9 protein-coding genes are annotated in these 15,522 nt (G+C 65.9%); 4 read left to right on the top strand and 5 right to left on the bottom strand.

Annotated elements, in window-relative coordinates:
• Positions 1-234: 234 nt before the first annotated feature.
• Positions 235-2,940, bottom strand: a complete 2,706-nt coding sequence (locus AC1VWL_RS14075) for a bifunctional acetate--CoA ligase family protein/GNAT family N-acetyltransferase (RefSeq protein WP_482987111.1) — start codon at positions 2,938-2,940, stop codon at positions 235-237.
• 330 nt (positions 2,941-3,270) lie between these two features.
• The gene (mgtE, locus tag AC1VWL_RS14070) at positions 3,271-4,641 is read right to left on the bottom strand and encodes a magnesium transporter (RefSeq protein WP_482987110.1); all 1,371 of its coding nucleotides are present in this window, start codon (positions 4,639-4,641) and stop codon (positions 3,271-3,273) included.
• Between the two features lie 326 nt (positions 4,642-4,967).
• Here mgtE and AC1VWL_RS14065 point away from each other — a divergent pair, with 326 nt between their 5' ends.
• The gene (locus AC1VWL_RS14065) at positions 4,968-6,779 is read left to right on the top strand and encodes a monovalent cation:proton antiporter-2 (CPA2) family protein (protein ID WP_482987109.1); all 1,812 of its coding nucleotides are present in this window, start codon (positions 4,968-4,970) and stop codon (positions 6,777-6,779) included.
• A gap of 258 nt (positions 6,780-7,037) precedes the next feature.
• On the opposite strand, the gene AC1VWL_RS14060 is transcribed toward AC1VWL_RS14065, so the two are convergent.
• On the bottom strand, positions 7,038-8,834 hold the full coding sequence (locus tag AC1VWL_RS14060) for a DUF885 domain-containing protein (RefSeq protein WP_482987108.1): 1,797 nt from the start codon (positions 8,832-8,834) through the stop codon (positions 7,038-7,040).
• Positions 8,835-9,113: 279 nt separating this feature from the next.
• Complete coding sequence (locus AC1VWL_RS14055; protein WP_482987107.1) at positions 9,114-11,339, bottom strand: S9 family peptidase; 2,226 nt, start codon at positions 11,337-11,339, stop codon at positions 9,114-9,116.
• A 102-nt stretch (positions 11,340-11,441) separates the two neighbouring features.
• Between AC1VWL_RS14055 and AC1VWL_RS14050 the strand changes: the two genes are divergently transcribed.
• Positions 11,442-12,755, top strand: a complete 1,314-nt coding sequence (locus tag AC1VWL_RS14050; protein WP_482987106.1) for a WD40 repeat domain-containing protein — start codon at positions 11,442-11,444, stop codon at positions 12,753-12,755.
• Between the two features lie 60 nt (positions 12,756-12,815).
• Here the strand turns inward: AC1VWL_RS14050 and AC1VWL_RS14045 are convergent, their stop codons facing one another.
• Positions 12,816-13,505 (bottom strand): glutathione binding-like protein, encoded by a 690-nt coding sequence (locus AC1VWL_RS14045; protein ID WP_482987105.1) that lies wholly within the window; start codon positions 13,503-13,505, stop codon positions 12,816-12,818.
• 106 nt (positions 13,506-13,611) lie between these two features.
• On the opposite strand from AC1VWL_RS14045, the gene AC1VWL_RS14040 reads away from it, so the two are divergent.
• Both AC1VWL_RS14040 and AC1VWL_RS14035 read left to right on the top strand, forming a co-directional pair.
• Positions 13,612-14,202, top strand: coding sequence for a TIGR00645 family protein (locus AC1VWL_RS14040; protein ID WP_482987104.1), 591 nt, complete (start codon positions 13,612-13,614; stop codon positions 14,200-14,202).
• Positions 14,203-14,410: 208 nt separating this feature from the next.
• Positions 14,411-15,397: an energy transducer TonB gene (locus tag AC1VWL_RS14035; protein WP_482987103.1), complete on the top strand. Its 987-nt coding sequence runs from the start codon at positions 14,411-14,413 to the stop codon at positions 15,395-15,397.
• Positions 15,398-15,522 lie beyond the last annotated feature (125 nt).

The following is a 15,522-nucleotide window of genomic DNA, read 5'->3' as shown; positions in this document are numbered from 1 at the left end:
AGGGGTGGGGTTGGGCAACTGCCAAAGCCAGAGCCAAAGCACCCCTCCCCAGCCCTCCCCTGCGCTATGCGCAAGGGAGGGAGCGAAGCAGAGCACCCCTCCCCAACCCTCCCCTGCGCTACGCGCAAGGGAGGGGGCAGCTCGGCTCCCTCCCTTTGCCGCAGGCAAGGGGAGGGTTGGGGAGGGGTGCCTTTGGCTCTTGGCCTTTGGCTCTTGGCCTTTGGCTCTTGGCCTTTAGCTCTTAACCTCACCCACCGGCAGCGTCACATTCATGATGGTCGAATCATCCGGATCCGCCTTCACCTTGAAACCCAGGCTCTGGCACATTGCCAGCATGGTGCTGTTCTCACGCAGCACCTGCCCCTCCACGACGTTCAAACCCAGCCAGCCGGCGTACTCGATCATGATCTGCATCAGCTTCCAGCCGATGCCGTGACCCTTCAGGTCCGAGCGGATCAGGATGCCGTACTCGCCGCGGTTGTAGTCCGCATCGGCGTGCAGGCGCACTGCGCCTAGCATCTCGCCGGTCTTGGGATCGATCGCCACCAGCGCGATGGAACGCGCGTAATCCAGCTGGGTCAGGCGGGCGATGAACTCGTGGCTGAAGTGCTTCACCGACTGGAAGAAGCGCAGACGCAGGTCATCGTCGGTGACACGCGCGAAGAACGCGCGGAACAGGCCATCGTCTTCCGGCCGCACCGGGCGGATGAAGGCCTTGCCACCGTCGGACAGATCGATCGTGCGTTCCCATTCGTTGGGATACGGGAAGATCGCGAAGCGCGGATGACCACGGCCCTTGTGCAGGCGTTTGACCGGGGTGATTGCCACGCGTGCATCCAGGGCGATCACGCCGTTGCGGTCGGCCAGCAGGGGATTGAGGTCCAGCATGCGGATCTCCGGAATATCCGCCGCCAGCTGCGCCAGCTTGACCAGCACCATCGCCACCGCCCGCTCGTCCGCCGCCGGCACATCGCCATAGGCCTTGAGGATGCGCGAGACACGGGTGCGGCCGATCACTTCATGGGCAAGCCGCAGGTCCAGCGGCGGCAGCGCCAAGGTCTTGTCGTCGATGACCTCCACTGCCGTCCCGCCACGGCCGAACACCACCACCGGTCCGAATACCGGATCATCGGCAATGCCGGCGATCAGCTCGCGCGCCTTGGGCCGGGTCAGGCTGGGTTGCACCAGCACCCCCTCGATGCGGGCCTGCGGACGCTTCTCGCTGGCACGCTGCAGGATGGTGGTCGCCGCCGACTGCACCGCGCGCAGACTGCCCAGGTTCAAGCGCACGCCATCGATTTCGGATTTGTGCGGGATATCCGGCGAGAGAATCTTCACCGCCACGCTCATGCCCTGCTCCAGCAGTGGCTGGGCCAGGTCCATCGCTTCGTGCGGATCACGCGCGACCATCACTTCCAATGACGGGATGCCGTAGGCCTGGAGCAGCTTGTGCGTCGCCACCGGGTCCAGCCATTGCTGGTCGTTGGCCAGTGCCGCTTCGACCAGCGCGCGTGCGGCTGGCACGTCCACCACGAAATCCGCTGGCAGGCTGGGCGGCGTTTCCATCAGCGCGGTCTGCGCCTCGCGGTAACGCACCAGATGCTGGAAGCCGCGCACGGCATCGGCTTCGGTGGGATAGGTCGGCACACGGGCGGTGTTGAGGGTGACCGTGGCGCGATCGTCATTGCCCAGCCAGACCGCGAACACCGGCTTGTCGCGCAACTGCCGCGAGCGTTGCCCGAGCGTGGTGGTCAGCGCCTGCGCGGCCTCTGCCGAGGAAGTGAACGCAGTCGGTACGTTGATGACCAGCACCGCGTCGTTGGCGTCGTCGGACAGCAGCGCTTCAATCGCCGAGGCGTAACGGCCGCCATCGGCATCGACCACGATGTCGACCGGGTTGTCGCGCGACCAGCCCTGCGGCAAGGCCTGGTCCAGCAGCTCGACGGTGGCTGGTGACAGCTCGGCCAGGCTGCCGCCGAGCGCCTGCAGCTGATCCACGGCCAGCCGGCCGACCCCGCCGCCATTGCTGAGGATGGCCAAGCGCCGGCCGGGGAAGGTTCCGAGACGGCCCAGGGTTTCGGCGGCGGTGAACAACTCGTCCAATGCGTTCACCCGCAGCAGGCCGGCGCGGTTGAAGGCTGCGCCGTAGACCGCATCGGAATCGGCCAACGCCTGCGAATGGGTGGTGGTTACTTCATCACTGCCGCGCGGCTTGCGCCCGGATTTGACGACCACCACGGGTTTTGCACGGGCGGCGGCACGAGCGGCCGACATGAACTTGCGCGCGTCGCTGATCTGGTCGACGTAGAGCAGGATGGCGCGGGTGCGGTAATCGCTGGCGAAGTAATCGAGCAGGTCGCCGAAGTCGACGTCCAGCGCATCGCCCAGCGATACCACCGCCGAGAAGCCGACCGAGCGCGCCACGCCCCATTCCACCAGTGCAGCGGCAATCGCGCTGGATTCGGAGATCAACGCCAGATCGCCGGCCTGCGGCGTGTGCGCGGCGATGCTGGCGTTGAGGCGCGCATGCGGGGCGATGACGCCCAGGCAATGCGGGCCGAGCACGCGCATGCCCTTCGGGCGTGCGGCGGCTTCAACCTGTGCGGCCAACGAGCCCGGGCCCTTTCCCAGGCCGGAGGTGAGGATGATGGCGGCGGCCACGCCCAGTTCGGCGGCCTGACTGACGACCTGCGGCAACAGCGTTGCCGGCACGGTGATGACCACCAGGTCCGGAATCCACGGCAGGTCCTTGAGCTTCTTGACCGTGCGCATGCCGTCGATTTCGGCATAGCGCGGGCTGACCCAACCGATCTGCCCGGCGAAGCCGCCGGCGCGCAGATTGCGGATCACTGCGCGGCCGGCGGAACGATCGCGTGGGCTGCCGCCAATCACTGCCACCGAACGGGGGCGGAATACGGTCTGCAGGTGATAGGTGCTCATTGCGACGCCTGTTGCGGGTACCGGGTCAAAGGTACACGGCTGCGGTGCTGGGTGGGCTGCGTTGGATCAAAGTGGGGGGTTGGATTTGGCGAAGAGCACCCCTCCCCGGCCCTCCCCTTGGCTGGCGCCAAAGGGAGGGAGACAAGCGGCGAACTGGCAGATGGCCGCAAACAGCCCCCTCCCTTTGGCGTAGCCAAGGGGAGGGTTGGGGAGGGGTGGCTTCTGCGTTTGCTGTTGGGTTTGCCGGTAGAGCCCTTGCCGAGCATGGCTCGGCACTACAGGTCCACCTCTACGGGTATAACCTCTGCCGAGCATGGCTCGGCACTACATTCAGAGCAGGGTGCCGCCCAGGATCATTGCGGCGATGCTGAAATAGATCACCAGGCCGGTGACATCCACCAGCGTTGCCACGAACGGCGCCGAGGCGCTGGCCGGGTCGAAGCCCAGGCGCTTGAGCACGAACGGCAGCATCGAGCCGGACAGGGAACCGAAGGTGACGATGCCGATCAGCGCCGCGCCGATGGTCACCGCCAGCAGCTTCCAGTGCTCGCCGTAGTCGTGCAGGCCGGCCAGCTGCCAGACGGTGATACGGATGATCGCCAAGCTGCCGAGGATCGCACCCAGCACCACGCCGGTCGGCAGCTCGCGCAGCGCAACTTTCCACCAGTCGCGCAGGCGCAGTTCACGCAACGCCAGCGAGCGGATCAGCAGCGAGGTCGCCTGTGAGCCGGAGTTGCCGCCTGAGCTCATGATCAGCGGAATGAACAAGGTCAGCACCACCGCACGCGCCAGCTCGTCCTCGTAGTGCTGCATGGCGCTGGCGGTGAGCATCTCGCCGAGGAACAGCACGCTCAACCAGCCGGCGCGCTTGCGCAGCATCTCCAGGAAGCCGATCTGCATGTACGGCTTGTCCAGCGCTTCCACACCACCGAACTTGTGCACGTCCTCGGTGGATTCATCGATCAGTGCATCGAGGATGTCGTCGACGGTGACGATCCCCAGCATCTGCTGCTGGGCATCCACCACCGGGATCGCCAGCAGGTCGTGGCGGCGGATCAGCTGCGCCACCTCTTCCTGGTCGAGCAAGGCATCCACCGTCACCGGCGGATTGACCTGGGCGACGGCCAGGATCGAATCCCCGGGCTCGCCGGTGATCAGCCGCCGCATCGTCACCACCTGCTGCAGCTGGCGGGTCTGCGGGTCCAGCACATAGATGGCGTAGACCGTCTCGCGGCTGCGCTCCACTTCGCGGATGTGCTGCAGGGTCTGCGCCACCGTCCAGTCTGCCGGCACGCCGACGAACTCGGTGGTCATCAAGGCGCCGGCGGTATTGGGCGGATAGCTCAGCAGCAGCTGGATCGAGCGCCGCGCCTCCGGCGCCAGCAGCGGGATCAGCCGCGCGCGCTCGGCATCATCCAGCTCATGGACGATATCGGTGGCACGGTCGTCGGCCATCAGCCCCAGCAGGGCCGCGGCGCGGGCCGGCGGTAACGCCGCGATCAGCTCACCGGCATGCTGCAGCTCAGGGGCTTCCAGCAGTTTGACCGCACGCGGCAATGAGAGCGCCGCCAGCGTATTGGCCGCAAGCGGCAATGGCAGGGCGTTGAGATACTCCACCGCGTCGGCGGTGTTGTAATCGGCAAGGGGCGCGCTCAGCGTGGCTGCGTCCACCACTGGCCGCAGAAATTGCTTCTGGTTCATGTTGATTCGCCTGTTCTGGATTGCGACCGCAACGCCAGCACGGGGCGAACCAGCCCTGTCAGGCGGTTGCCGTCGCTGGTGTCGACGATCGCGATCGACTTCTACTGTCGCTGGACATGGGTTGGACTCCGGAAAGGTGCTGCGCGGCTCTACCGCCAGCGGCGCGAGTCTGGTCCTGTTGGCCGACGGGGTCAAGCCTGCATCGCTGCGTCCCGGCAATGAAGGGCTGCCGTTCGCATTCACTCACGGCACAGTCCGCATAATGTGAAATCCTCGGTAGGCAGCTGCCCGGCCGGTCAGCGGAATCAATCAAGGAATCCCTTTCAATGCATGGCACCGGTCTCGAACTAGCCTTGGTACTGCTGCTGGCGGCGGTCATCGCCGTGCCGGTATTCAAGCGCTTCGGGCTGGGCGCGGTGCTGGGCTACCTGGCCGCTGGCGTGGTGCTGGGCCCGCACGTGTTGGGCTTCGTGCAGGACGCCGATCGCATCCTCAATGCTGCCGAGATCGGCGTGGTGATGCTGTTGTTCGTGATCGGGCTGGAGCTGTCGCCGTCGCGACTGATGGTGATGCGGCGGCCGGTGTTCGGCGCCGGTACGGTGCAGGTGCTGATCAGTGCGGTGGTGCTGGGCGGCCTGCTGCTGCTCAATCACTTCTCGTGGAAGAGCGCGCTGGTGATCGGCACCGCGCTGGCCCTGTCCTCTACCGCGGTTGGCCTGCAGCTGCTGTCCGAGCACAAGGCGCTCAATTCCGACTATGGCCGGCTCGGCTTTGCCATCCTGCTGTTCCAGGATCTGGTCGCCATTCCCTTGTTGGCCGCCATTCCCTTGCTGGGCGGGGTCAAGAACGAAACCCTGAGCTGGCAGGATGCCTCCATCGCCCTCGGCGCGCTGATGCTGGTGATCGTGCTCGGCCGGCCGATGCTGCGCCAGCTGTTCAACATCGTCGCCCGCACCCGCATGCCGGAAGTATTCACCGCCACCGCCCTGCTGGTGGTGCTGGGCACGGCCTGGTTCATGGCCGAGGCCGGGCTCAGCGCCAGCCTGGGCGCCTTCATCGCCGGTGTATTGCTGGCCGACTCCGAGTTCCGCCACGAGATCGAATCGCAGATCGAACCGTTCAAGGGCCTGCTGCTTGGTCTGTTCTTCATCGCCGTTGGCATGGGCATCGACCTGAAGCGGGTTGCCGCCGAACCCGAGATCATCGCGCTGGGCGTTGCCATTCTGCTGGCGGTGAAGTTCTCCATCCTGATCGCGCTCGGCCTGGCAGCGCGGATGTCGCTGCGCAATGCACTGATGCTTGGCAGCGTGTTGTGGCTGGGCGGCGAGTTCGCCTTCGTGGTGTTCAACGAAGCCGAGCGCGCGCATCTGCTTGGGCGGATCAACCACGACCGGCTGGTGGCGGTGGTCAGCCTGTCGATGGCGATCACGCCCTTGCTGCTGCTCGCGCTGCAACGCACGTTGCAGCTCAAGCCGCCTGCGCGCCCTGCCCAACCCGAGCCGGATGAAACGCTGAAGGATGCCGGGGCGCAGCGACCGCAGGTATTGATTGCCGGCATGGGCCGTTTCGGCCAGATCGTCGGCCGCCTGCTGACCGCACAGCGCATTCCCTTTGTTGCCCTGGAAGCCGACCCGGACACGGTGAAGGACCTGCGCCGCTTCGGCAACCAGCTGTACTACGGCGACCCTACCCGCCCCGACCTGCTGCGCGCAGCCGGTGCCGAGCACATCCGCGTGTTCGTGATGGCAATGGATGACCCGGACACCAATCTGCGCGCGGTGCGGCTGGTGCGGCGCATGTATCCCAAGGCGACGGTGCTGGCGCGTGCGCGCAACCGCCAGCACGCGTGGAAGCTGCTGGACATGTCGGCCGAACCGTTCCGCGAGGTATTCGGCTCCAGCCTTGAAGCCAGCGAGCGGGTACTGACCGCGCTCGGCTTCCCGGAGAATGTCGCACGCGACCATGTGCAGCGTTTCCGCGAGCACGATGAAGCGCTGCTCAAGGCGCAGCATCTGGTCTACGACGACGAGGTGGCGGTGATGCAGACCTCGCGCGATGCCCGTGCCGACCTGATGCATCTGTTCGAGGCCGATGCGACAGACAGCACGACGGTGAAGCCGTCCAACGACAAGGAATGAAGCGGCCTGGGCTGGCGTTGTTCTGTGCGCGCTGTGGGAGCGGCGTAAGCCGCGAAGCTGATGGTGCTGAAGGCCTTGGCAGCTTTGCTATCTGATGATGTAGCGGCTTCGCGGCTTACGCCGCTCCCACAAAAATGAAACTGATGGTGCTGAAGTCGTTGCTGTCCATGCCATCTGATGATGTGGTGGCTTCGCGACTTACGCCGCTCCCACAAAAACAAGCCCAATGAAAAAGGGCGCCTTGCGGCGCCCTTTTGCTTACTTGCGGCGCTGGGCCGGCACGAAGACTTCGTTGACCGCGGCGGCCAGCTGATCCGGCGGCAACAGGCCCTGGTCGAGCAGGAAGTTGTTGAATGCCAGGCGATCGAACTTGTCGCCCAAGGCCAGCTCGGTCCGCATGCGCAGTTCCATGATGCGGGTGTAGCCGTAGAAGTAACTGCAGGCCTGGCCCGGCGCGCGCACGGTGTAACGGTCCAGTTCCTGGGTGGCCATCGCCTCGGACAGCCCAACGCCTTCCACCAGCACCTTGCGGGCGCGCTCGCGATCGGTCTGGCCCAGGTTGAGGGCGGGGTCGAGCATGGCGCGGGCGGCGCGCAGCAGGCGGAACTGCAGCGCGATCATCTGCCCGTCCAGCGGCTCGAACGGCACCATCTCGGCCTCGGCATACAGCGCCCAGCCTTCAACGTTGACGGAATTGAAGGCGAACATGGTGCGCGCCAGCGAGATGCCGCGCTCGACCATCGCCGCGAACTGCAGGTCATGGCCGGGGCGGCCTTCGTGCGCGCTCAGCGTCCACGCCGCCGAACCGAAGTTGAAGTCGTCGTACTGCGCCTTCTCACCCGAGGCCGGGTTGCCCAGCGGCAGCACGAAGGTGCCCTGCTGGCCGGTGTTGCCGACCAGCGGTGCCGGCAGGTAATGCGGTGCCGGCGAGGCGGCACTTTCGGCTTCACTGCCCAGGCGCATCTGCAGCGGACGCTGCGGCACATCGACGATGCCCTGCTTGTGGATGATCGGATCGATCGCATCGATGACGCCACGGTAATGCGATTCGAGCTGGTCGTTGCTGATCTTGTCCTGCTTCAGCGCGCGGATCACCGCCACGTAGTCGGTATTGTCGGCGACCTTCAAACCCTTGGCCTGTACCACCAGCGGTGCCAGCTGGCGCATCATCGCGCGGGTTTCCATGTATTCGAGCTGGGCACGCTGCATCAGCAGCGCCGGGTCGATGTCCACACCCACTTCCTTGAGCTGGAAGGCATACAGCTCGGCCGGCAGGCGGTTGTCGGTGCGTGCCTTGGGCAGCACGTCCTTGCTGGTCCAGGCGATGTAGTCCTTCATCTGCGTGGACAGCTCGGCCAGCGAGGCATCGGCGCCGTCGATCTTGTACTTGGCGAACAGCTTGCCGATGCCGGCAATGTAGGTATCGACATTGGCCAGCGCCTGATCCACTTCAATCTTGGTCGGCTGCAGCAGGTTGGGCGTGCCGCTTTTTTCCTCGTAGCGCTGGCGCGCCAGGGTGGCCAATGGCTGCGTGCCCGGCGCCCTGCCGAGGTAGGCATTGAGTCGGTCCAGTGCCTTGGCACGGCGCGCTTCGGGCACCTGGTCGGACAGCAGGCCGTTGATGCCGCCAAACACGGTCTGCGGCACGTCCATCCACGGCATCAGGTGCTGTTCGTTGAGGGTGCTGCTCTCGATGTTGCGCTCGGCGGCGCCGATCATGATCTCCAGGTCCTGGCGCAGATTGGGATCGCGCTCGACCTGCAGCTTCTCGCGCAGCTGATCGCGCGCCTTGTTCATCGCGGCGCGGTAGCGCGCGGCGTTGTCCGCGCCCAGATCGACGACCTTGTCGTCATAACCGGGCACGCCGAAGAAGCTGGTCATTTCTGGCTGGAACGGCGCCTGCGCCTGCAGCAGGATCTGCGCCAGCTCATTGCTGCGCGCAACCCAGGCCGGTGCAGCGGGGGTTGTCTTGGTCGTTGCCGGTGCGGCGGCAGTCGCGGTGAGCGGCAGCGGGGCGGCAAGGGCGAGCGCGACGGCGAGGACGAGAGGCTTCATGGACAGCTCCGTAAGGGATGGGCTGACCGTACGCAGTCATTGCCGGGGCGGCAAGGGTAGGAAGTGGGGGTGGGCCGGATTGGAGATTCGGGATTGGGGCAGGAGCAACAGCAACAGCAGGAGCACCCCTCCCCAACCCTCCCCTTGGCCTTTGGCCAAAGGGAGGGAGCTGAGCTTTGCCCCCTCCCTTTCGCGCAGCGAAGGGGAGGGCTGGGGAGGGGTGCTTTTCGATTCCAGCCCGCAGCCCCCCTCACCCACGCATCAAAACAACAACCCGCCTCAAGGCTTCAAACAACGCCCAAGGAAGTTCTCAGCCATCCGATAGCGGTGCAGCGCATCCGCCCCAGACAACCCATGCTTGGCGCCCGGATAGGTCATCAGCTCGAACGGCTGGCCACGCTGCTGCAGCGCGCTCATCAGGGCGGTCGAATTGGAGAACAACACGTTGTCATCGGCCATGCCGTGGATCAGCAGCAGCGGCGAGGTCAGCCCGGCGATGTGCGTCAGCACCCGTGCTTCGCGATAGCCATCGACATTGGCTGCCGGCAGGTTCATGTAGCGCTCGGTGTAATGGGTGTCGTACAGGCCCCAATCGGTGACCGGTGCGCCAGCGACGCCACAGGCATACTGGTCCGAGGCCTTGGCCAGCAGCATCAAGGTCATGTAGCCGCCGTTGGACCAGCCCTGCACGCCGATGCGGTTGCCATCCACCCACGGCTGCGACTTCAGCCACTCCACGCCCTTGAGCTGGTCAGCCACTTCCACCGTGCCCTGCACACCGTACAGCGCGCCGCCAAAGTCACGGCCGCGACGCGGCGTGCCGCGGTTATCCAGCGAGAACACCACATAGCCGCGCTGGGCCAGGTACTGGTTGAACAGGTGATCGCCGCGGCCGGGCCAGCTGTCGGTCACGGTCTGCGAGGCCGGGCCGCCGTACACGTAGACGGCAACCGGATACTTCTTCGCCGGGTCGAAGCCTTCCGGCTTGATCACACTGTAATTCAGCGGCGTTTTGCCATCGGCTGCGGTCAGCGTGCCGTATTCGACCGGACGCTGTGCATCGCGGTACCTGGCATACGGGTGCTTGGCGTCGGCCAGGTTGTTGTCGAGCAGGGTGGCGATCTTTTCGCCATTTGCGCGGAACAACTCGATCTGCGGCGGCGTGGTGCTGTTGGACCAGCTGTCCACATAGACGCTGGCGTTCCTGGCGAATGCGGCGCTGTGCATGCCGGCGGTCTTCGACAGTTTGGTCGGCGTGCCACCGGCCAGCGGCACGGAATAGATTTCGCTGCGCAGCGCGGAGTCGACACCGGCACGGAAGTAGACAGTACCTGCTTCTTCATCGACGGCCAGCAGCTCATCGACAGGCCAGTTGCCCGAGGTCAACGCGGTCTGGCTGCGGCCGTCAGCGCTGGACACATACAGGTGCTGGAAGCCGCTGCGCTCGGACGACCACAGGAAGCGGCCATCCTTGAGGAACTTCAGGCTGTTGTGCAGCGGCACCCAGGTCTTGCTGGTCTCGGTGAGCAGCAGCTGTTGCTTGCCATCGGCCAGATTGGCTTCGATCAGCTCCAGCGTGTGCTGGTCACGGCTCTGGCGCTGGAAGCTCAGGTGCTGGCCGTCGCGCCAGTTGACGCGGGTCAGGTAGATATCGGTCTGCTTGCCCAGGTCCACCCAGTTGACTGCCGCATCAGCGCGCGGGGCGATCACACCCAGGGTGACCAGCACGTTCGGATCACCAGCCGCCGGGTAGCGCTGCTCGACCATCTCCACGCGGTCGGCATACATCTCGTAGCGCTTCTGCACCGGCACCGGCGATTCGTCGATGCGGGCGAAGGCAATGGCCGAGTCGTCCGGCGCCCACCAGTAACCGGTGTGGCGGTCCATTTCCTCGTCGGCGACGAATTCGGCCACACCGTTGCCGATGGTGGCGCTGCCGTCGCGGGTCAGCTGCAGCTGCTTGCCGCTGGCCAGGTCGATCACCCACAGGTTGCGCTCGCGCACGAAGCTGACGAAGCCTCCCTTGGGCGAGAGCTTGGCGTCGGTGCTGAAGCCTTCGCCATTGGTGAGCTTGCGCACTGCTGCGCTGCCCTGCTTCCCCAGGTCGTAGAGATAGAGCTCGCCACCCAGCGGGAACAGCAGGGTCTTCGCATCCGGCGACCACTGGTAGTCAACGATGCCGCTGAAGGCGGCGATGCGCTGGCGCTCACGGCGCGCCTTCTCGGCGTCGCTCAGGGTTTCGGTGCCGGGCAGCACCACCTTGGAATCCACCAACAGCCGGGTCTGGCCGCTGGCGATGTCGTATTCCCACAGGTCCAGCTGCTTGACGTCGCTGTCCTTGCCACGCAGGAAGGTGACCCGCGAACCATCCGGCGCGACCTTCGGCTTCATCAACGTGGGGCCGGACAGCGGCGCCTTGCCGGTGATGGCTTCGAGGGTGAGCTTTTCAGCGTGGACGGCGGGAGTGGCGAGGATCATGGCAAGGGCTAGAATCAAGGGACGCATGGGATTCCTGTCGGGGACAGCACGGATCGGGCCATCCTAGCGAACCACGGCGTGCTGTGCTTCCATCGAAAGTCCTGCTTCGACGATCCCGTTCGCATCCACATGACCGATTCCGCTCCACACCTGCGCTGGCAGGCCGCCGTCCATGCCTACGCCAGCCATCTCAACGATTACGTCGCCCGTGGTGATGCCTGCAACTGGAAGGGCATGGGACAGCCGCAGGATCCACCCGATCTGTCGGCGCTGTTGCCGACGCTGATGGAAGCGCTGCGCACCGCCAATGCCAACGGCGACGAGGCGGCACTGGCGCAGCTGCGCGGGCAATGGCCGCCGCTGCACGAGGCCACCCAGCCGCTGCTGGAGGCCAATGGCCAGGGCTTCAGCGCGCTGGCCTGGCTGCCCGACGGCAGCCTGCTGGTGCGCACCGGTGCCTGGTACGAGCCGGGCCAGGTGCTGATGGTGCGCGGGCTGGACGCCCGTCCCCTGCCCGACGTGGTGATGTTCGGCAGCAGCCCGGACCGGCAGCTGGTCGCGTTCGCCACGGACAGGCACATCCGCATCATGCACAACGAACGGACCGAGCCCGTCGCCGAGCTTGCGCTGCCACGTGGCGAGGAGGCCTTGCCGGCAGGCCTGGCCGCCTTGGCCGAAGCCGAAGACGAGGCCGCGATCCAGCAGCTCATCCCCTTCAACGACGGCCAGCGCGCGGTGGTGGTGCGTGCCGATGGTGTGTTCCTGTGCAGCGCGGGTGGCATCCAGCGGCTGTTGCCGACCGCCGACGAACTGCAGGAACAGGCTGCCGACGAGGACCCTTATGCAGTGCGGCTGGACATGGTGCATGCCGCGGTTTCGCCCGATGGCCAGTGGATTGCCTGCGGCCAGCAGGACGGTCACCACCGGATCTTCAACGGCCAGGGCCAGGCGGTCTGCACGATCGGCCCACACGGCGAGTATCCGCACCACGCGGCGTTCTTCGCCGATGGCCAGCATGTCGCACTGAACGCCTGCCACTTCTACAACGGCGCCACCATCGCGGTGGAAACTGCTGCCTTTGGCCAGATCAGCACCGACTTCTACGAAGACCATCCGGCACTGCGGGTGGTGGACCCGGGCGGGCGCATCTACGCCAGCGCGACGGTGGCCGGTGGACTGGTGCTGGGCGACGCCTATGGTTACCTGCGCGCGGTGGATGCGGCCGGCAACCTGCTGTGGAAGCAGCATGTCGGCAGCACCATCAGTGCGATGGCCAGTTCCGCCGATGGCCGCCTGCTGGCGGTGGGCAGCTATTCGGGCACGGTGCACCTGCTCGACCTGACATCGACCGCCGCCAATCCGGAGCAGGTCGGCGTAGGCGCGCACCCGGAGATACGTCGCTGGCTGTTCTGGAAACAGGAAGCCACGCCGCTGGCGTGGTGATTCCCTTGCCGCGCAGCGTGCCGCCGACATGGCGGCCGCTGCCCGATCCCCTGCTGCGTTTCAGCGCTGGCCGAACAACAGGCGCTTTTCTTCGTCGCTGAGCGGTTGCCCGGCCTGCGGGTTCACCGTCGGCCCGACCGCGTAGGCGCGCTGGGTGGCCGGACGTTCGGCGATGGCCTGGTGCCAGCGGCGCAGGTGCGGGAAGGCCTCGAAGTCCACCGGCAGCTTGGCGTAGGCACCAATCCACGGGTAGCTGGCCATGTCGGCGATGCCGTAATCGTCGCCGCCAAGGAACGCCGACTCGGACAGGCGCTTGTCCATCACCCGGTGCAGGCGTCGCACCTCGCTGTCATAGCGTTCGATCGCGTAGGGGATGCGCTCTGGCGCATAGACATTGAAGTGGCCCATCTGCCCACTCATCGGGCCCAGCCCGCCCATCTGCCAGAACAGCCATTCCAGGGTGGCGGCGCGGCCGCGCAGGTCGGCGGGGATGAAGCGGCCGGTCTTCTCGGCCAGGTACAGCAGGATGGCACCGGACTCGAACACGCTCAGCGGCGCGCCGCCGTCGGCCGGGGCATGGTCGACGATGGCCGGCATCTTGTTGTTCGGCGAGATGGCGAGGAATTCCGGCAGGAACTGGTCGCCCTTGCCGATGTTGACCGGGTGCACGCGGTACTCCAGCCCCGCCTCCTCCAGGAACAAGGTGATCTTGTGGCCATTCGGGGTGGGCCAGTAATAAAGGTCGATCATGAATACGCCTCGGCAGAACCATCCTCAGGGGCTCCTACGGTAGCCGCTTGGCAGCCTTCCGGGCGACCGGTAACCTCCCCTGTTTCCGCAACGCACCATCCTCCCAATGTCCCAACACAAACCGCTGAGTCCGCTCTCGTCCCTGATCTTCGCCTCGCGCTGGCTGCAGCTGCCGCTGTATCTGGGGCTGATCATCGCGCAATGCGTCTACGTGTTCCTGTTCGGCAAGGAGCTGTGGCACCTGATCTCCCACGCCAGCACCTGGAGCGAGCAGCAGATCATGCTGATCGTGCTGGGCCTGATCGACGTGGTGATGATCTCCAACCTGCTGGTGATGGTGATCGTCGGCGGCTACGAAACCTTTGTCTCGCGCCTGCGCCTGCAGGGCCACCCGGACCAGCCGGAGTGGCTGAGCCACGTCAACGCCTCGGTGCTGAAGGTGAAACTGGCGATGGCGATCATCGGCATCTCCTCGATCCACCTGCTCAAGACCTTCATCGAGGCCAGCCAGGTCGGCCTGCCGCTGTGCACCAAGGACCTGATCGCTTCCGGCGACCTGTGCACCAAGTTCACCAGCGACGGTGTGATGTGGCAGACCATCATCCACTGCGTGTTCATCCTGTCGGCCATCGGCATCGCCTGGACCGACAAGCTGATGTCCAACGGCCATGCCAAGCCGGCGGCCAACGCACACTGAGCAACCGCAATGATGGGCGGCACATGATGTGACGCCCATCACTTTTTCATTTCAGCGTCATCATCGACCCCCGCTTACCGCGCCGGCGATGCTAGATTCGCGCTTCACTGCTGATGGGTACGGCATCGGGAAATGCCATCGCCTCGCGCCGTCAAGGCAAACGCAGTCCACGTTCGTCGATTCAAGGGGATGTTTGATGTCGTACGTCATGAGTAAAGGCAAGCTGCGTCTGTTGGCGCCCGCTCTTCTGCTGACCACGCTGGTTGCCTGTTCCGGCAGGGATGAACCCGCCGCACCGGCAGCTGCACCGGCCACGCCTGCAGCAGCTGCACCCGCCGCACCAGCAGTAGCGGAAAAGGTCCAGGCCATGGACACCCAGCAGCTGCGCGATCTGGCCAGCGCCGCACTGCGCGACAACCGCATGTATGCACCGGCCGGCGACAACGCCATGGAGTACTACCTCGCGCTGCGCGACAAGCTGCCTGACGACGCGTCGATCAAGAGCGCATTGACCGATCTGCAGCCCTACACCCTGATTGCCGCCGAGCAGGCCCTGAGCCGCGAGGACTTCACCGAAACCCAGCGCCTGATCGCACTGGTGGAGAAGGTAGACCCAACCGCACCGGCGCTGCCGCGCCTGAAGCAGGGCGTCACCGGCAGCATGCAGGTGGCCGAACGCCGCACCGTGGAAGAAGCCGACAAGGCCAAGAAGGACGCTGAAACCCGCGCCAAGCAGCAGGTCGAACAGCAGCGCCTGGCCCAGCAGCAGGCCGCCGAAGCCACCGCCGCCCAGCAGCTTGCAGCAAAGCAGGAAGCCGCGCGCAAGGACAGCGAGCGCCTGGAAGCAGAGCGTCAGGCCGCTGCCCGCCGCGAAGCCGAGCAGCGCAGTGCTGCCCAGGCAGCCGCCCAGCAGGCCGCCGCGCCCAAGCCGGCCGCAGCACCGGCGCTGCGTGCCGTCAGCACCCCGGCCCCGCGTTACCCGGCCGACGCCTTGCGTTCGGGCACCTCGGGCGAAGTCCTGGTGGAACTGACCATCGGCACCGACGGCTCGGTCACCGACGCCCGCGTGCTGCGTGCCACCCCTGCCCGCACCTTCGACCGTGAAGCCCTGAATGCGGTGAGACGCTGGAAGTTCGAGCCGATCAGCAGCCCGACCACCACCCGTCGCACCTTGGCGTTTGCGCCGAACAAGTAAGCGGTTCTGGTTTTGGTAGTGCCCCGCCCAGCTCCGCGCAACCGTAAACGGGAAAGACAAAAACCCGCCGGGGGAGGGCCACGAGCGGGGGGAACAACAAAATCCCCGCCTGGACGGGGGGGTTT

Source organism: Stenotrophomonas sp. STEN063 (assembly GCF_056854515.1).
This window is presented reverse-complemented; position numbering and strand designations above follow the sequence as displayed.

Coding starts and splice junctions, on each gene's coding strand:
- AC1VWL_RS14075 (WP_482987111.1), bottom strand. CDS start 2,940: ATGAGCACCTATCACCTGCAGACCGTATTCCGCCCCCGTTCGGTGGCA.
- AC1VWL_RS14045 (WP_482987105.1), bottom strand. CDS start 13,505: ATGATCGACCTTTATTACTGGCCCACCCCGAATGGCCACAAGATCACC.
- AC1VWL_RS14060 (WP_482987108.1), bottom strand. CDS start 8,834: ATGAAGCCTCTCGTCCTCGCCGTCGCGCTCGCCCTTGCCGCCCCGCTG.
- AC1VWL_RS14055 (WP_482987107.1), bottom strand. CDS start 11,339: ATGCGTCCCTTGATTCTAGCCCTTGCCATGATCCTCGCCACTCCCGCC.
- AC1VWL_RS14065 (WP_482987109.1), top strand. CDS start 4,968: ATGCATGGCACCGGTCTCGAACTAGCCTTGGTACTGCTGCTGGCGGCG.
- AC1VWL_RS14050 (WP_482987106.1), top strand. CDS start 11,442: ATGACCGATTCCGCTCCACACCTGCGCTGGCAGGCCGCCGTCCATGCC.
- AC1VWL_RS14035 (WP_482987103.1), top strand. CDS start 14,411: ATGAGTAAAGGCAAGCTGCGTCTGTTGGCGCCCGCTCTTCTGCTGACC.
- mgtE (WP_482987110.1), bottom strand. CDS start 4,641: ATGAACCAGAAGCAATTTCTGCGGCCAGTGGTGGACGCAGCCACGCTG.
- AC1VWL_RS14040 (WP_482987104.1), top strand. CDS start 13,612: ATGTCCCAACACAAACCGCTGAGTCCGCTCTCGTCCCTGATCTTCGCC.